Genomic DNA, 16,035 nt, shown 5'->3' with positions numbered 1-16,035 from the left:
TTAAGAAAAATAAAGCGGCTGTTTTATAATATACTACTTTTTCTTCTGTTCAACATCTTCCAATTGAATTGGATCAGCGATTCGCTCATCCTCTGCAAGCTCTAGACCATCACGTAAATGCTCCATCTGCTTGCCTAAATCTTTTAATTCTTTCATATCTCTCACCATTGTCCCATTTTCAATATTTGGCACCTTTTTTTCCATATTGATCACCTCACTTTTAGTTTTCCCGATATCAAGCTGTTTGAACCATTTCTGACATATTTTATTCTGCTATGTCGTTTCATTTTTAAAGTAGATAGGCTATACTAAAAAGAGATTTCTTTATAACATGAGGAGGGTTACTTCCATGAAATTATTATTAATCATTGGTGTAACAGTTGCTTTCTTAACAGCTATTTTCACTGCTGGATATGAAGGCGACTACAAAGCTGACAAATAATAGCTCAAGAAAATCACTAAGCTTTTAAATAGCTTAGTGATTTTCTTTTTTTGTGGAACAATAGAAATACTTGACTTTCCTTTATTTTTAAAATAAACTAACTTACATAAAGTAACTTAATGAAAAAAGATAACTATTCGGAGGTATTCTAAATGCATTTTCATGAAAAACCTAACACATATGTAACAAATGTTGAAATAAAAGTGAGTGATTTACATCGCTCTTTAACCTTTTATCAAGAAATTATTGGCTTTAAAGTGTTACAACAAGATTCACATAAAGCTATGTTAACTGCCGATGGAGAAACAGCTCTATTAACTCTTGTTCAGCCTAAAACCGTGGAAGATAAGCTTAGCATGACGACAGGACTTTATCACTTCGCCCTATTATTACCTAGTCGACGTGACTTAGCTAATGTCATTTCTCATTTTCACGAAAAAGGTGTGTACCTTGGGGCTTCTGATCATGCTGTAAGTGAAGCTCTTTATTTAAATGATCCTGATCATAATGGAATCGAAATTTATGCAGATCGTCCTGAAAGTGAATGGACATGGCATAACAATCAGGTGCATATGGTAACAGAACCACTCAATATTCGTTCTATTTTAGAAGAGGGCGATGGAAACTGGCTTGGTCTGCCTGCTGGCACAGTAATGGGTCATATTCATTTATCGGTCTCCAACTTGGGTGAAGCTGAGCAATTTTATACAAAGGGATTAGGTTATGATATTGTCACACGCTATGGATCCCAAGCATTATTTATTTCTACAGGCCGTTACCATCATCATATCGGTTTAAATACTTGGCACTCAGAAAATGCACCAAAGCTTGGAAAAAATCAAGTTGGCTTAAAAACGTTCTCATTGCGTTTAGATAACGAAGAACAAGCAGCAACCATGATAAATAATCTTCGTGGTATAGGTGCACCTGTTACAGAAATCGAAGGAGGATTCCAAACAGAGGATCCTGCGGGAAATGTTATAGTATTAAAGTTATAGAATGAAAAAAGCAGTTCTCACAAGCGGAGAACTGCTTTTTAATGTAAACCTGGATATCCTTGTTGACGTAATGCCTCATAGATAACAATCGCAGCCGTATTGGACAAATTAAGTGATCGCACATGATCACTTTGTGGAATACGTAAGCACATATCTCGGCGTTCATAAGCAAAGTCCTTCGGCAAACCTGTAGTTTCTTTTCCGAACATAAAATAAATATCTCGGTCTTGATCACTAAAATCATTTTTCGTAAACGGCTCATCACTGTATGTTTCGATTAAATAAACATCTCCGTTTTTAGAGTACTCTATAAAATCCTCAAGTGAATCATGATAGACAATATTTACACTATGCCAATAATCTAAGCCCGCTCGTTTCAGCATTTTATCATCCGTAGAAAAACCTAGCGGACGAATTAAATGGAGCGATGTATTAGTACCCGCACAGGTACGTGCAATATTCCCCGTATTGGCTGGTATTTCTGGTTGATATAAAACGATATGCAATGGCATAACGACACACTTCCTTATTAAAAAATTCTTTAAGATGGCTATTTAAAAAGTTAACGAAGTCTGACTCTTTTGGAGCGACTTCTCTCACGGGTGGAGCAGATTGCTCTTCTTTTGGAGCGAATCTTCTCACGGTTTGAGCGACTCCGCTCTCAATCATAGGAACTCCAAACAATTGATTTCATTCATACATTAAACTGTAGTTAATCAATTGCTTTTACATTCTATACTACTTAAAAAACTGCAACCCTTTATAAATTTCACTTAGCACTTCTTCATCCTGCTCTGTAGCTTCTGCTTCATGTAAGGCAGTTTGAGCTGTATCCCCGCCAATCTTACCCAAAGCCCATGCGGCTGTGCCTCGAATGACTGGGCGGTCATCTTTATGAAGTAGAGCAATTAAATCTGGTATGGCGGCTTCCTCTTTAAAATGAGCAAGTGCCAAGATGGCATTACGCTGGATAGGCTTTTTTCCACGCCACGAGCCTGAAACATGACCAAATTTCCCCTTAAATTCTCGATTGGTCATCGTTAAAAGCGGTGTCAATAATGGTTTGGCTAGCTCTGGATCTGGCATAAATTCTTCATGTATCCAGTTAATTTTCCCTTTATTTTTAGGACATACTGTCTGGCATGTATCACAGCCATAGAGTCGATTACCGATATGACTACGAAACTCATCTGGTAATGTTCCCTTCGTTTGAGTCAGAAAAGCAATACAGCGCTGTGCATCCAATTGTCCACCTTGAATTAAGGCTCCCGTTGGACAAACATCCAAGCACAGTCGACAATCTCCGCATTCATCCTCCATTGGCTTATCTGGCGCAAATGGAATATTGGTAATGAGCTCTCCTAAATACACATAGGAACCAAATTCAGGCGTTATAATCGAGCAATTTTTTCCGCTCCATCCAATGCCTGCACGCTCAGCTACAGCCCGATCTACAAGGGCCCCTGTATCAACCATTGATTCAATACGTACACCTTTGACATGTTCCTCAAGCCAAGCGGATAATAGCTTTAAACGCTCACGTAATGCTGTATGATAATCGACACCCCATGAAGCACGGCAGAAAATTCCACGTCGCGCACCCCTTTTACCAATTGGTGCATTTTGCATACGTGAAGGGTAAGCGACAGCTATTGCTACAATACTCTCTGCTTCATCTAATAATTGAAGGGGTTCTGTACGTTTTTGAATATCACTTTCTTCAAATCCAGACTGATAGCCAAGCTCCTGCTGGCGACGCAATCTGTTTTTTAATTCTGTAAAGGGAGCTGCTGTTGTAAAACCTATTTTATCAACACCAATGGACATCGCATATGCCACAAAATCACGTTGTAGGTCGTGTATGTTCATTTTATTTCCAACTCCTTACATGGTACAATATTAGAAATAGATAAAGTAGGTGATGTTCATTGGAAATTTCCATTAACCCAACTCTATTAACACAACATCCCGAGCTAAAAATCGGCATTATTCATTATACCAAAATTGTTGTAGCGGAATCCCCTCAAATGATTAAAGGGCGTATGCAATTGTATCAGGAAAATCTCTTTCTTGAAATGCAGGAACTTCCTGTAGCACAGCGTGAGGGTATTGCAGAATGGCGACAAGTTTGGAAAAAGCTTGGTGCTGATCCAAACCGTTATCGTCACTCAGCAGAAAGCCTTATGCGTCGAATTAGTAAGCAAAACTATTTAACGCCAATTCATTCAGGTGTTGATTTAAATAATTTCTTTTCACTTCAATATGAAATGCCAATTGGGCTATATGATATTGCTCAAATCAAAGGGTTTGTAGCAATTGACCTTGGTCATGACGAGATTGGTTATGAAGGTTTGAATGGGCGCTTTAACACATTAGAAAATATTCTGTACAGTCGTGATGAGGTAGGAGCATTTGGCTCACCTTTTGTTGATTCTAAACGCACGGCTGTCACAGAGGAAACAACTGATGCGTTACATATTTTTTATTTTCGCCCTTCCTTAACAAATGACGCAGCGAACGAACTGCTTGCGTCAGCTGGGAAAATGTTTAATCAAATTCATGGCGGACAGTATCAAATCGCAATTATATCAAATGATGTACCATCTATAACACTATAAAAAGGACGTGTTTTCGTGATTAATCTTGCAGAAGCTGTTAAACTAAAAAGTATTTTAGGAAAGAAAACTCAAGAGCTAGTAAACGAACTACATCGCAGTGCTTTTGTAACAGTTGAAAAGGGGCAAGCTCCTAAAACAAGTAATCGAGCACTCCCCCTTATTGAAGCTGACTTAGCCCAAGTTCGTCTAGATACTCGTACATTAGACCGCCTAGTTTACGAAGCAAACATCCAAAACACAGTAGACTTTAAAGGGCAAAAGCTAGCACTAGTAGAAGCTATCGAACTAGCAACACAACTTCGTGCCGAGGCTGATTTGTGTAAAGATTTCAGTATGCGAGAAAAAGAGAGTGTAAGATTTGGCTATGGCGAAAATACAATGTTATATGAAATCGCTTTGTATGAGCCAGATGAATATCGAGAACGAGCTACAAAGCTTGAAAAAGATGCACATAAACTATCTAATCTTATCAATTCAAAAAATTACAGTATTCAAATTAACTTTGACGATTCCCGTTATTTCTAGACTCGGGACGGTGAGACTCCAACCCGAGTTGGATGTGCTGTTTTCAAATTTAGCTTTTCAGCTAATTAGTTAAAAACCAATAACAAGTTACCTGTTACTGTATGACCGATGACTAATGACCAACTATATAAGCAATGGCCATACTCAAAACAACTTGATTCCATTTGAAAACGCCATCCAAGGCTCTCCTACATTTATGTATGGAGAGCTTTTTTAGTAGTTCAAAGGGATAATTTGGATGACTAGTTGGCCCCTTTCAAGGACAAAATGGAAGTATCTATAGGAAAGGGGTCATACTATGACACAGCAAAATGATGCAACACATGAGCAAGATATGACATTGACCAACAGACAGGGACATCCAATTACCAACAATCAAAATTTGCGAACAGTCGGTAATCGAGGTCCTGCAACATTGGAAAATTATGATTTCCTAGAGAAGATGAGTCATTTTGACAGAGAGCGAGTTCCAGAACGGGTTGTGCATGCTCGTGGAGCTGGAGCACATGGGTATTTTGAGACCTATGGTGTTGTTGGCAATGAACCTATTGCTAAGTATACACGTGCAAAAGTCTTTCAGGATAAAGGGAAAAAAACACCTGTCTTTGTGCGTTTTTCAACTGTTATACATGGTGGTCACTCCCCAGAAACATTGCGTGATCCCCGTGGTTTTGCAGTAAAGTTTTATACAGAGGATGGCAATTGGGATTTAGTGGGCAATAATTTAAAGATCTTCTTTATTCGTGATGCGCTCAAATTTCCAGATATGATTCATGCTTTTAAGCCTGATCCCATTACTAATATTCAAAACGTTGAACGTTTTTTTGATTTTTGTGCTAACTCACCAGAAACCTTCCATATGGTAACATTCGTTTACTCTCCTTGGGGGATTCCAGCAAATTATCGTATGATGCAGGGCTCTGGGGTTAATACGTACAAGTGGGTGAATAATGATGGAAAGGCAGTCCTTGTCAAATATCATTGGGAACCGCTACAAGGTATTAAAAATTTAACACAAAAAGAAGCAGAAGAAATCCAACAGAAAAATTTCAATCATGCTACACAAGATTTATATGATGCTATCGAACGTGGAGACTTCCCGGAATGGGAGCTACATGTTCAAATTATGGAGGATGGTTCACATCCTGAGCTTGATTTTGATCCATTGGATGATACAAAGCTTTGGCCAAACGATCAATTTCCGTGGTATCCAGTTGGCAAAATGATTTTAAACAAAAACCCTGAAGATTATTTTGCTGAGGTGGAACAGGCTGCTTTCGGAACAGGGGTACTTGTTGATGGCTTAGACTTCTCTGATGATAAAATGTTGCAAGGTCGTACTTTCTCTTACTCTGATACACAACGCCATCGTGTAGGAGCCAACTACTTACAGCTTCCAATTAATGCACCAAAAAAACGTGTAGCGACCAATCAACAGGGTGGGCAAATGATGTATAAGCGTGATTTGGCACCTGGACAAAATCCACATATTAATTATGAGCCATCCATGCTGAATGGGTTAAAAGAAGCAGCACAAGCTGGTAAAGAATATACACCTTACATTGAAGGAAACCTTGTTCGTGAATCGATTGATTGTCAAAGTAATACGAAACAGGCTGGTGAAACCTATCGTAACTTTGAACAGTGGGAACGCGAAGAACTTCTTACAAATTTAATACGTGATCTATCGGTCTGTCACGAAGATATTCAAAATGCCATGATTGCTTTGGCACAAGAAGCCGACGAAGAATATGGTCGCTTACTCAAGGAAGGTTTGCACAACGCTAAAAAAGATTCCTCTGCATCAAAACCACTTGGCAATATCAATGGTGATCAAGCACCTCAAGATGCTATGAAGAAAGGACACGATGCTGAGCCTTATTAACAAAGCTAAAAAAGACATTACATTTTTTGTAATGTCTTTACTTTATTGTTTATATGCCTTATACCAATGTTAAGGTTGAATTTCCTTTAATGATTTAAATACTAATTCTTCATCTACATTCATAATCGCTGCCTTTACATGTTCTCCCCAATAGAAAATCTTTCCTGACAGACTCCACAGAGTGTCAGCACTACAAATTTAGATGTTTTATCTTCCCTAGCAACACAAATGGAATGAGTAACTTTGATATTCAATTTTTGTGCCTCTAAAATAGAACCTGTTTCCGTACATAATTCTGTAGCTGCATTCATAACCTCGGGTGCGACACTTGTTACAATTTGTCCATCTGCGGTATATAAGGCTGTAGCTCCTTCCTATCATACATGCACACCGGGTAATATTTTCAACACCTTTTCCTGTGCATCTAAAATTGCCTCTGTTCCTAGTGGGATCGCTATATTCGTTGTTTCATGTCCGAACTTAAAACCTGCCACGACTGGTATTCCTAAACCTGCAAAATACTCCTTCATTAACGAAAGTAGTGTTTCTTCATCAGATCCTGTTTGTGTAAATGAACCAATGACGACTCCTGCTAATTGCTCAAACTTCCTTGCTTGTTTTAAATGCTGAAGCATCGAGTCAATAACTGGAATGGTTTCATTTACATCCTCTATTAATAAAATCCTACCTTCAGTCCTCACTTCAAATTTTGTACCTAGTGTGCTGACAAGACGATAAAGATTTCCTCCAATCATTTCACCCCGTGCGACGCCCCCCGCAATCGTTGTTAACGGAGAAATTGCCTCTGTATACTGAATTTCCATAGGGGAAAATAGCTGTAAAAACATTTTCTTTGATAAATCATCCATCTTATTAGCTGACATAAGCATTGGTCCATGAAATGTCACCATATCGGCATACTCATTAATCGCACAATGTAAATATGTAACATCAGAAAAGCCCCAGAAAATTTTAGGATTTTCTTCTATTAAAGCATAATCAATTTTATCAGCAATTCTGGCAGAGCCATAGCCTCCCTTTACACAAAAGATTGCTTTCACTTCTGGGTTTTTTACCATCTCATGAAAATCAGCTAGTCTGATTTCATCACTTCCTGCCATATATTCATGTTTTGCATGAATCGTATCACCCACAATATAGTGAAGACCCAATTCGTCTAAAAAAGCTACTGCTTCTCCTAGTTTTTCAGGTTCTACAAGACTTGAAAGTGCAACAACACCGACTAAATCTCCCTCTTGTAAACATGGTACGGTACTTTTCACAGTTATTCCTCCTCTTGTTTTCCTTATTTTAGCATAGCAAAACTACAGAGGCATTGATTATTGCTATACTGACTGCCTATAATTAACTTTACTATTCAATTAATAAAGGGGTTACAGCATCTTGAAAATTCCGCCATATCTATTATTAGTACTCGCAACTCTTTTATGGGGTGGTAATTTTGTTATTGGACGTGCCGTTAGTGAAGATATCCCTCCCCTAACACTTGCCTTTTTACGCTGGTGCGTCGCATTTATTATCTTTTTTCCCATTGCATATCACCAATTAAAACGTGAATGGCGGATACTGAAAAGACATTGGTTTATTGTCATCATTCTTTCATTAACAGGGGTTACAGCATTTAACACACTTGTTTACATTGGATTACATTACACTACGTCTATTAATGCATCTTTAATGAACTCTTCTACGCCCATAATGATTTACATACTTTCCTTTATTTTTTTGAAGGAAAAACTATCAAAATTTCAGTTAATAGGGACCGTTTTATCACTGAGTGGAGTTGCCTTTATTATAATGGGTGGCTCTTTTAAAAGGATTGTCGATTTTACTTTCAACAAAGGGGACTTAATTGTAATCGCAGCAGTATTTTGTTGGAGCATATATTCATTGCTCATTAAACAATATGCAACTCGCTTACCAGGGCAGTCTACCTTTCTAGTGACGATTGGACTTGGGGCTATTGTGTTATTCCCTTTTTCTCTCTATGAAACAATGTCTAGTACAACAGCAATTCATTGGGAATGGTCAACCATTGCTGCTATTTTATATGTTGGTATTTTTGCCTCTATCATTGCTTTTCTCTGCTGGAACAGTGGTGTTATACAGCTGGGAGCGAACAAAGCAAGTATTTATTTAAATTTCATTCCTGTTTTCGCCTCCATTTTTGCTGTTCTTTTTCTAAGTGAAAATTTACATTCTTTTCAGCTTATAGGTGGACTAGCCGTTGTAGCAGGGGTTATTTTATCAGGAAAAATAAACAAGCAAAGACTTCAATCCTAAGAAGTCTTTGCTTATTTTTGCTAATTCGTACCACCATAAATTATTGTAACATTAGGATGATTTAATAATTGGCTTGCTGGGAATTCTTCTGTAATATGACCACTTTTCAATTTTTCAATCGCCGCGAGCTTTTTTTCACCAAAGGCAATGAGAACGATTTCCTTGGCCTTCATTATGGAGTGAATGCCCATTGTAATGGCATGTGTTGGTACTTCAGACGGATCATCAAAATAAATAGCATTTTCTGTTCTTGTTGACTCTGTTAACTCGACAATATTCGTCTTGGCATCAAACGATGTGCCTGGTTCATTAAAAGCAATATGTCCATTTACACCGATACCTAGAAGCTGTAAATCAATGCCTCCTGCTTCTTCAATGCGCTTATCATATGCAGCACATTCTTCAGCTAAATTGGCTGCCTGTCCATTTGGCAAATGGACATTTTTCGGCTGTATATCCACAAAGTTAAATAAATTCTCATGCATAAATGTAAAGTAGCTTGCTGGACTTGATTGCTCAATGCCTACATACTCATCCAAGTTAAAAGTTTGTATTTCCTTAAAAGATAACTGGCCAGCTTGATATCGTGCCACTAATTCTTTATACATGCCTACAGGTGATCCACCAGTTGCTAAACCTAAAACACTATCAGGTTTCTCTTGTATTTGTTTTGAGAAAATAGTAGCTGCCACTTCGCTCATTTCCTCATATGTATTCACTTCTATCCATTTCATTCTCTATACGATACCTACCTTACCATTAATATTATTAACTAATATGTAAAATATTTCACTTTATAGTAGCTAACATATTAATCTTACTAGTTATTTAGCTATTTTTCTATCATTTCCTACTTTAGTTTATGCGTGTAATCTATGACTATTTCGGTTATGTTATTAATAAGGAAGTGAGGCGATTTTATGAATGAACAGATTCGGCACTATTTACACTATATTCAATTTCAAGGAACGTTAGAGCCATCTATTCAGCTACTTGGACAACTACAAACTAAACATCTCTTAACCATTCCCTATGAAAATTTAGATGTTGCCTTGAACCGTGGTATCTCCTTCGCTATTCCTGATTTATTTCAAAAAATAATTATTGATAAACGTGGTGGCAATTGTTTTGAATTAAATATCTTATTCAGTTGGCTCTTACGAGAGCTTGGCTTCTCTGTCACCAATCGTTATGCCCAGTTTTGGCGCAACGTAGCGGAAAATATCCCTCCACAGGAAATTCCCATGCATCAATTATTGCTAGTGAATGTGAATGGACAATACTATATCTCAGATGTAGGCGTCGGTGCATTAGCACCCTGTAAACCAGTGCCACTGATTGCTGGCTATCAACACAGTGAAGGTAAAGAGTTATATAAAATAGATTATGATGAAGCGAATGGTTGGATGCTGTTGGAACAAACTAAACATAGTTGGCGTTTGCTTTATAGTTTTCACGATGATGCCAATGATGCAAAATTTGCACCACGACTTTCCAAGCAAAAAAATAAAATTGCTATGATTCGAACCATTGGTGGCCGTCATACCATGATGAACAACGAATTTAGAATCTATGAGGGTTCTTCTTTAACAACCTATACAACACAAAATGAAAAGGAATGGTTACAAGCCCTTCAGCGATTTTTCAATATTACATTACAAGATTAAAAATAAAGCAAGCCTACTAAGAAATGTAGGCTTGCTTCCTATTTTTTCATGGTGCGATTAAGCAGTTCAAGCACGACAATATCATTGTGTAACTCTTTCACTAAACCTATTCCATCCACAAAATAATAGGTTTTCACTGTACCATTAATTATGGATTTTTCTTCTAGTATGACCACACCTGAATATTGTACCTCTCCAGCTTGAACAATACCATTGGTCGTTTTAACTGTTACTCGTTTACCTGACGTAACGCCAGCATCATCCTCATGTAAAATAACACCTATCCTAAGTGGTAGCTCCAAATATAAATCATAATGAGTGTTACCATCACGGGCAATGGCTTGACCATATATACGATCATCGCCATATATCAGTTCATTAGGAAAGGCTTGTTCTGAACTTAGATTTTCGACTACCCATACATCATTTTTACCGTCATGGTGATCGAATTGATAGTCTAATGTATAACGTTGATGATCATTTAAAGAATAATAGGCATACGTATAAATAAAAGCACGATCTTTTAGCAAATCTGGTTTAGATAGTGTCATAGCACGTGCTAAAAACGCTGAAAAGTGAGCACGTGTAACAGGTTCATCTGGTTTAAATGTACCGTCATCATAGCCCCTTACTAAATGATTATGAGCTAGGGTTAAAATTTCTTTATATCCTGATGTTTGTTCTGTTACATCTGTAAAATAAGCATTCCCAGAACCCTTCAGCTGGAAAGCCCTTTGTAGCACAATAGCCATTTGACCTCTTGTCATTGTTGCATTTGGATGAAATGTATGGACATCATCAAATATACCCGCATTTTGTACCGCTGCGATTTCTTTATAATACTTATGTGCGGTCGTTACATCCTGATAGTTTGGATTCTCTATATTGATTGTATTTAACGCTAAAGCACGAGTTAATATAACAGCTACCTGTGCCTTCGTTACATTTTCATTTGGTTTGAACAGGTTATTTGAATAGCCCTTTACAATATCCTGATCCACTAAATAATTAATTTCTGTTAATAATGTTTCATCTGCTAAATCTATAAAGCTTGCTGCTTGTGCTTCCTTAGGTAATATGGCAACCGTAATTAGGATCAAACATACTAGTTTCAATAGTTTTTTCATGTTTTCCCTCCTTCCTCGATCCTTTACCCCTCCAAACCATTTCTTACTCTTCAAACAAAAATACCACAACCATAAATTATATGATTGTGGTCATTCCTATTAGTACATAGTATTTGTTAACACGACACCGTCGCTTATTCTAATAATACGGTCTGTGTAAGTAAGCATTTCCTCATCGTGCGTCACCATTAATGTTGTAATATTTAATGTTTTAGTTAATTCTTTTAGTAGCAACATAATTTCCTTGGAGCGCCAGGAATCTAAACTAGCCGTTGGTTCATCAGCAAATAATACTTTCGGTTGATGAATAATAGCACGTGCAATTGCTACACGCTGCTTCTCTCCCCCTGACAAGGAGGAAGGGTAGGCAGTTTTACGATGTTCCATTCCGACTAACTTCAATAGCCGATTGACTTCATATTTCTGTTCATTCTTCTTTAATGGAGATTCAGCCACATCTAGCATTAATAGCAATTGTTCCTCTACTGTCAAAAATGGAACAAGATGAGCAAATTGAAAAACAAAGCCGAATTTACTTGCACGTAATTTTCGTACCTGTTCAGTTTTCATCGTCGTAAGATTCTGCTCTTCAAATAGCACTTGCCCATCTGTTGCTGGTTGTAGTCCAGCAGCAATCGTTAATAATGTACTTTTCCCAGAGCCAGAAGCACCTACCAATGCTGTAATCTCTCCTTCTTTTAAAGAAAGATTGATGCCCTTTAAGATCTCTTCCTCCACTTCACCATTCTTAAACGTTTTTCGTACTTCATCAATTGTAAATAACGTCATGATTAAGCCTCCCCTTGCTGTATTGCTTGTAACGGTTCAATTTTTTTAATTTGCATTCCTGACAAGGTTGCACCGATAAAGCCTATGAGGAGGAATACAAAGGATAACTGTGTTGTAGTCCCTATTGTTAAAGTGAATGGCATCCCCTTAGGAGCAACTATATTAAATAACTGGCTAAGGCTGACTGATACCACAAGTGAAAAGATTGTAATAATAGCCATCTGTGTCCAGATCATTTTAAATAGCTTACTTGTTTTTAATCCGATCGCTTTTAAAATGCCGTACAAGCCAATTTTTTGTACATTCATCATGTAGAAGAAAATAGCAAACAACATCCCACTAATCACAACTAAGAACCATATAATCATATTTAAAGATAATTGTTCCGCATTATAACTGGGGATAGTTTTGAGAAACTCTTTATTGCTATATGCTTGCAATCCCTTAATATCATTTGGCTCACTATTTGGTACAAAAATCAACTGTTTATCAGCTACTCGATACATCTCCTGGTAAGCCTCTTCACTAATATAAGCAACGGGAGCATGGCTATATTTTTTTTGCTCTACAAAACCTTTTACAATGAACTTTCCACTGTATTGATTATTCGTTAATATATCTCCAACTTGTATTCCTTTATCTTGTAGTGAGCTATCCAAAAGCACCTCGTCTTGATGCACATTGCTAAAAAGTGAAGATTCCGTTGATGTCACAAAGGCTACACTTTGTTGTTTATCATCCTGATCATTTAAAAAGCCCATCTGGATCGAAAAAGCTACTGCCTCTTTTTCTTTACTTATGACTTTCTGCTGCAGGTGGCTATCGATTCTTGAAAGATTAAACGTGCCATCCGCATCCTCAGCCATATAAAATTGTCCCTTCGGTAAATCCTTAATTAAAGCCGCATTATCCTGTGACAGACCATTTGCTAAACCCGAGATAATAAACGTTAAAAAACTAACTAGGAAGATAATGGAGCCCAAGATTAAAAACCGTACTTTATTCTTCTTCATTTCTTTCCAGGCAAGATTCATCACTAACCCCTCCATTTCTTTGATTACTCCTAGCTTAAAATTGTTAAATGAACAGAGCATGAACTAATCGTTAAAATGTAGAGATCCTATAAAAAGCCGCTCTATAAAGGCATTTTTATCCCATAGAGTGGCTTCTTTTGTGAATATTCTTTATCTTTACTTGCTAAAATCTTATTTGCTAACAAAATTTCTCCTACTATAAAAAAATTGGTATTTTTTATAACAATTATATATTTTGTAAAACTTATAGTAAGGTTTGTTTAACAGATTACATAATTCGAGAGGTATATACATGAAAAAATTTTTAAGTATTTCTTTAGTTCTACCCTTGTTATTGTCATAGTGTCTATAGTAGTTTTACTATTATTTAGGACGTAATAATCATAGTAATCTATCTGGAAGTATGGCTGAAAAAATCGATCAACATTTAACAAATTGAGGGCAAAGTAGGATCTGTCATCCATCATTCTGCAGCGTTTGCAGCTGGAGATATCATTTCTACTGCAGAAGATTTATAGTTGTTTGACAGAGACTTGCGTAATAACGTATGGATAAGCAAAGAAATATCAGAGCTGATGAGTACAACCCATGTTAAAAAGTTACCATATTAATATGGATATAGTTTGTATACGCAAGATATCCTTTAAATAGCTTTAGATTGCTAATACAGCACAAAATATAACTGACGTAAACGCAACAATAAGACCCATTCAGTTCACCTTTCTTTTATCTATGCTTATATACTTTTTATAATTTTTTAGAACAAAAAAAGAATCCCTGATAAATCAAGGATTCTTCGTTGTAATGGATACCGGTGGTCGGGGTCGAACCGACACTCCAAAGGAACACGATTTTGAGTCGTGCGCGTCTGCCAATTCCGCCACACCGGCATAATGGAGATAAAAAAAATCGGATAAACCGATTAACAGTTAAAATATGGAGGCGGCAACCGGATTTGAACCGGTGATAAGGGTGTTGCAGACCCGTGCCTTACCACTTGGCTATGCCGCCGTCATACATGGAGCGGAAGACGAGGTTCGAACTCGCGACCCCCACCTTGGCAAGGTGGTGTTCTACCACTGAACTACTTCCGCAAAAATGGCTGGGGTACTAGGATTCGAACCTAGGCATGACGGAATCAAAATCCGTTGCCTTACCGCTTGGCTATACCCCAACAATGGGGCGACTGATGGGAATCGAACCCACGAATGCCGGAACCACAATCCGGTGCGTTAACCACTTCGCCACAATCGCCATTGTATTATGATGTTTATTAATTTTATATTAGATGGGGCGACTGATGGGAATCGAACCCACGAATGCCGGAACCACAATCCGGTGCGTTAACCACTTCGCCACAATCGCCATAAAATTAATTGGCAGGGGCAGTAGGAATCGAACCCACACCAAAGGTTTTGGAGACCTCTATTCTACCGTTGAACTATGCCCCTAAAATAATAAAACTGGTGGAGGGGGACGGATTCGAACCGCCGAACCCTAAGGAGCGGATTTACAGTCCGCCGCGTTTAGCCACTTCGCTACCCCTCCGGGAAAATCTGGTGCCGGCTATAGGAATCGAACCCACGACCTACTGATTACAAGTCAGTTGCTCTACCTGCTGAGCTAAACCGGCAAAAAAACAAGATGGGTCAGGACGGAATCGAACCGCCGACACTTAGAGCTTCAATCTAATGCTCTACCAACTGAGCTACTGACCCATATTTTAAAATAAATGGCGGTCCCGACCGGGATCGAACCGGCGATCTCCTGCGTGACAGGCAGGCATGTTAACCGCTACACCACGGGACCATTTGGTTGCGGGGGCTGGATTTGAACCAACGACCTTCGGGTTATGAGCCCGACGAGCTACCACTGCTCCACCCCGCGATAATACTATAATGTTGTAAAAATAATGGTGGAGGATGACGGGCTCGAACCGCCGACCCTCTGCTTGTAAGGCAGATGCTCTCCCAGCTGAGCTAATCCTCCATCTGGGTATTGAAATGGTGACCCCTACGGGATTCGAACCCGTGTTACCGCCGTGAAAGGGCGGTGTCTTAACCACTTGACCAAGGGGCCATCGTTTGGAACACATCAAAGTGCTGGCGGAGAGTAAGGGATTTGAACCCTTGAGACAGTGTTAACCGCCTACACGATTTCCAATCGTGCTCCTTCGGCCACTCGGACAACTCTCCAAGAATGGCTCCGAAGGCAGGACTCGAACCTGCGACAACCTGATTAACAGTCAGGTGCTACTACCAACTGAGCTACTTCGGAATAATTTTAGTATATAGCCTAGCGACGTCCTACTCTCACAGGGGGAAGCCCCCAACTACCATCGGCGCTAAAGAGCTTAACTTCCGTGTTCGGTATGGGAACGGGTGTGACCTCTTTGCCATCATCACTAGACTATTTGAAAGACAATACTTATTATAACATATCTTATAAAAATTACAAGTATATTCTAATATTTTATTCTTTCAAAACTGGATAAACGATACATTGAATGTTTCAAACTTTTTTGGTTAAGTCCTCGATCGATTAGTATTCGTCAGCTCCATGTGTCACCACACTTCCACCTCGAACCTATCTACCTCATCGTCTTTGAGGGATCTTACTTACTTGCGTAATGGGAAATCTCATCTT

14 protein-coding genes, 16 tRNA genes, 2 rRNA genes and 1 pseudogene are annotated in these 16,035 nt (G+C 38.4%); 6 read left to right on the top strand and 27 right to left on the bottom strand.

Annotation, left to right across the window (positions count from 1 at the left end):
- Nucleotides 1-33: 33 nt before the first annotated feature.
- Nucleotides 34-204: a hypothetical protein gene (locus JIN86_RS19115; protein WP_004230831.1), complete on the bottom strand. Its 171-nt coding sequence runs from the start codon at nucleotides 202-204 to the stop codon at nucleotides 34-36.
- 390 nt (nucleotides 205-594) lie between these two features.
- Here JIN86_RS19115 and JIN86_RS19110 point away from each other — a divergent pair, with 390 nt between their 5' ends.
- Nucleotides 595-1,440, top strand: coding sequence for a VOC family protein (locus tag JIN86_RS19110; RefSeq protein WP_202342624.1), 846 nt, complete (start codon nucleotides 595-597; stop codon nucleotides 1,438-1,440).
- Nucleotides 1,441-1,478: 38 nt separating this feature from the next.
- On the opposite strand, the gene trmL is transcribed toward JIN86_RS19110, so the two are convergent.
- The gene (gene trmL, locus JIN86_RS19105; RefSeq protein WP_004230835.1) at nucleotides 1,479-1,952 is read right to left on the bottom strand and encodes a tRNA (uridine(34)/cytosine(34)/5-carboxymethylaminomethyluridine(34)-2'-O)-methyltransferase TrmL; all 474 of its coding nucleotides are present in this window, start codon (nucleotides 1,950-1,952) and stop codon (nucleotides 1,479-1,481) included.
- Nucleotides 1,953-2,178: 226 nt separating this feature from the next.
- Nucleotides 2,179-3,309 carry a tRNA epoxyqueuosine(34) reductase QueG gene (gene queG / locus JIN86_RS19100; protein ID WP_004230843.1) on the bottom strand — a complete coding sequence of 377 codons (1,131 nt, stop codon included), beginning with the start codon at nucleotides 3,307-3,309 and terminating at the stop codon, nucleotides 2,179-2,181.
- Between the two features lie 59 nt (nucleotides 3,310-3,368).
- Between queG and JIN86_RS19095 the strand changes: the two genes are divergently transcribed.
- The 3 genes from JIN86_RS19095 to JIN86_RS19085 all read left to right on the top strand — a co-directional run bounded on the left by JIN86_RS19095 (nucleotide 3,369) and on the right by JIN86_RS19085 (nucleotide 6,468).
- A complete protein-coding gene (locus JIN86_RS19095) occupies nucleotides 3,369-4,058 on the top strand; it encodes a B3/B4 domain-containing protein (protein ID WP_202342623.1) in 690 nt (229 codons plus the stop codon).
- Nucleotides 4,059-4,073: 15 nt separating this feature from the next.
- A complete protein-coding gene (locus JIN86_RS19090; protein ID WP_004230848.1) occupies nucleotides 4,074-4,583 on the top strand; it encodes a hypothetical protein in 510 nt (169 codons plus the stop codon).
- A gap of 298 nt (nucleotides 4,584-4,881) precedes the next feature.
- Nucleotides 4,882-6,468 (top strand): catalase, encoded by a 1,587-nt coding sequence (locus tag JIN86_RS19085; protein ID WP_202342622.1) that lies wholly within the window; start codon nucleotides 4,882-4,884, stop codon nucleotides 6,466-6,468.
- Nucleotides 6,469-6,537: 69 nt separating this feature from the next.
- On the opposite strand, the pseudogene JIN86_RS23630 reads toward JIN86_RS19085, so the two are convergent.
- A pseudogene (locus JIN86_RS23630) lies at nucleotides 6,538-6,839 on the bottom strand (cytidine deaminase); the annotation flags it as partial.
- A gap of 6 nt (nucleotides 6,840-6,845) precedes the next feature.
- Nucleotides 6,846-7,751: a S66 peptidase family protein gene (locus JIN86_RS19080; protein ID WP_202342621.1), complete on the bottom strand. Its 906-nt coding sequence runs from the start codon at nucleotides 7,749-7,751 to the stop codon at nucleotides 6,846-6,848.
- 121 nt (nucleotides 7,752-7,872) lie between these two features.
- Between JIN86_RS19080 and JIN86_RS19075 the strand changes: the two genes are divergently transcribed.
- Entirely contained in the window at nucleotides 7,873-8,772 is a 900-nt protein-coding gene (locus JIN86_RS19075; protein ID WP_004230855.1) for a DMT family transporter, read from the top strand.
- Nucleotides 8,773-8,792: 20 nt separating this feature from the next.
- Here JIN86_RS19075 and nagB read toward each other — a convergent pair whose 3' ends face one another.
- The gene (nagB, locus tag JIN86_RS19070) at nucleotides 8,793-9,506 is read right to left on the bottom strand and encodes a glucosamine-6-phosphate deaminase (protein ID WP_036219441.1); all 714 of its coding nucleotides are present in this window, start codon (nucleotides 9,504-9,506) and stop codon (nucleotides 8,793-8,795) included.
- A 186-nt stretch (nucleotides 9,507-9,692) separates the two neighbouring features.
- Here nagB and JIN86_RS19065 point away from each other — a divergent pair, with 186 nt between their 5' ends.
- Nucleotides 9,693-10,439, top strand: a complete 747-nt coding sequence (locus JIN86_RS19065) for an arylamine N-acetyltransferase family protein (RefSeq protein ID WP_004230858.1) — start codon at nucleotides 9,693-9,695, stop codon at nucleotides 10,437-10,439.
- A gap of 38 nt (nucleotides 10,440-10,477) precedes the next feature.
- Here the strand turns inward: JIN86_RS19065 and JIN86_RS19060 are convergent, their stop codons facing one another.
- The 21 genes from JIN86_RS19060 to JIN86_RS18960 all read right to left on the bottom strand — a co-directional run.
- A complete protein-coding gene (locus tag JIN86_RS19060) occupies nucleotides 10,478-11,566 on the bottom strand; it encodes an S-layer homology domain-containing protein (RefSeq protein ID WP_202342620.1) in 1,089 nt (362 codons plus the stop codon).
- 99 nt (nucleotides 11,567-11,665) lie between these two features.
- Nucleotides 11,666-12,355 carry an ABC transporter ATP-binding protein gene (locus JIN86_RS19055; protein WP_202342619.1) on the bottom strand — a complete coding sequence of 230 codons (690 nt, stop codon included), beginning with the start codon at nucleotides 12,353-12,355 and terminating at the stop codon, nucleotides 11,666-11,668.
- Between the two features lie 2 nt (nucleotides 12,356-12,357).
- Nucleotides 12,358-13,389, bottom strand: a complete 1,032-nt coding sequence (locus tag JIN86_RS19050; protein WP_009373384.1) for an ABC transporter permease — start codon at nucleotides 13,387-13,389, stop codon at nucleotides 12,358-12,360.
- An 809-nt stretch (nucleotides 13,390-14,198) separates the two neighbouring features.
- A tRNA-Leu gene (locus tag JIN86_RS19045) sits at nucleotides 14,199-14,279 on the bottom strand.
- A gap of 47 nt (nucleotides 14,280-14,326) precedes the next feature.
- Nucleotides 14,327-14,400, bottom strand: a tRNA-Cys gene (locus JIN86_RS19040).
- Nucleotides 14,401-14,408: 8 nt separating this feature from the next.
- A tRNA-Gly gene (locus JIN86_RS19035) sits at nucleotides 14,409-14,483 on the bottom strand.
- 5 nt (nucleotides 14,484-14,488) lie between these two features.
- A tRNA-Gln gene (locus JIN86_RS19030) sits at nucleotides 14,489-14,563 on the bottom strand.
- A 4-nt stretch (nucleotides 14,564-14,567) separates the two neighbouring features.
- Nucleotides 14,568-14,643, bottom strand: a tRNA-His gene (locus tag JIN86_RS19025).
- 35 nt (nucleotides 14,644-14,678) lie between these two features.
- Nucleotides 14,679-14,754 (bottom strand) — tRNA-His (locus tag JIN86_RS19020).
- A gap of 12 nt (nucleotides 14,755-14,766) precedes the next feature.
- A tRNA-Trp gene (locus JIN86_RS19015) sits at nucleotides 14,767-14,840 on the bottom strand.
- A 13-nt stretch (nucleotides 14,841-14,853) separates the two neighbouring features.
- Nucleotides 14,854-14,937 (bottom strand) — tRNA-Tyr (locus JIN86_RS19010).
- A 9-nt stretch (nucleotides 14,938-14,946) separates the two neighbouring features.
- Nucleotides 14,947-15,022, bottom strand: a tRNA-Thr gene (locus JIN86_RS19005).
- A 12-nt stretch (nucleotides 15,023-15,034) separates the two neighbouring features.
- Nucleotides 15,035-15,107 (bottom strand) — tRNA-Phe (locus JIN86_RS19000).
- 15 nt (nucleotides 15,108-15,122) lie between these two features.
- Nucleotides 15,123-15,198: transfer RNA gene (locus JIN86_RS18995), tRNA-Asp, on the bottom strand.
- 3 nt (nucleotides 15,199-15,201) lie between these two features.
- Nucleotides 15,202-15,276 (bottom strand) — tRNA-Met (locus tag JIN86_RS18990).
- 26 nt (nucleotides 15,277-15,302) lie between these two features.
- A tRNA-Val gene (locus JIN86_RS18985) sits at nucleotides 15,303-15,378 on the bottom strand.
- 15 nt (nucleotides 15,379-15,393) lie between these two features.
- Nucleotides 15,394-15,468, bottom strand: a tRNA-Glu gene (locus JIN86_RS18980).
- A 24-nt stretch (nucleotides 15,469-15,492) separates the two neighbouring features.
- Nucleotides 15,493-15,584 (bottom strand) — tRNA-Ser (locus JIN86_RS18975).
- A 5-nt stretch (nucleotides 15,585-15,589) separates the two neighbouring features.
- Nucleotides 15,590-15,666, bottom strand: a tRNA-Asn gene (locus tag JIN86_RS18970).
- A gap of 16 nt (nucleotides 15,667-15,682) precedes the next feature.
- Nucleotides 15,683-15,798, bottom strand: a 5S ribosomal RNA gene (rrf, locus tag JIN86_RS18965).
- 112 nt (nucleotides 15,799-15,910) lie between these two features.
- Nucleotides 15,911-16,035: ribosomal RNA gene (locus JIN86_RS18960) — 23S ribosomal RNA — on the bottom strand; the annotation flags it as partial.

Origin of the sequence: Lysinibacillus sp. HST-98, from assembly GCF_016757845.1 — a bacterium.
Classification (GTDB): domain Bacteria; phylum Bacillota; class Bacilli; order Bacillales_A; family Planococcaceae; genus Lysinibacillus; species Lysinibacillus capsici.
Note: the sequence above shows the minus strand (reverse complement) of the source record. Positions and strands in the feature narration are given on the sequence as shown.

Bases quoted from the DNA above. Each gene is read 5' to 3' on its own strand.
- nagB (WP_036219441.1), bottom strand. From the start codon at position 9,506: ATGAAATGGATAGAAGTGAATACATATGAGGAAATGAGCGAAGTGGCA.
- JIN86_RS19115 (WP_004230831.1), bottom strand. From the start codon at position 204: ATGGAAAAAAAGGTGCCAAATATTGAAAATGGGACAATGGTGAGAGAT.
- JIN86_RS19065 (WP_004230858.1), top strand. From the start codon at position 9,693: ATGAATGAACAGATTCGGCACTATTTACACTATATTCAATTTCAAGGA.
- JIN86_RS19060 (WP_202342620.1), bottom strand. From the start codon at position 11,566: ATGAAAAAACTATTGAAACTAGTATGTTTGATCCTAATTACGGTTGCC.
- JIN86_RS19050 (WP_009373384.1), bottom strand. From the start codon at position 13,389: ATGAATCTTGCCTGGAAAGAAATGAAGAAGAATAAAGTACGGTTTTTA.
- JIN86_RS19085 (WP_202342622.1), top strand. From the start codon at position 4,882: ATGACACAGCAAAATGATGCAACACATGAGCAAGATATGACATTGACC.
- queG (WP_004230843.1), bottom strand. From the start codon at position 3,309: ATGAACATACACGACCTACAACGTGATTTTGTGGCATATGCGATGTCC.
- JIN86_RS19055 (WP_202342619.1), bottom strand. From the start codon at position 12,355: ATGACGTTATTTACAATTGATGAAGTACGAAAAACGTTTAAGAATGGT.
- trmL (WP_004230835.1), bottom strand. From the start codon at position 1,952: ATGCCATTGCATATCGTTTTATATCAACCAGAAATACCAGCCAATACG.
- JIN86_RS19110 (WP_202342624.1), top strand. From the start codon at position 595: ATGCATTTTCATGAAAAACCTAACACATATGTAACAAATGTTGAAATA.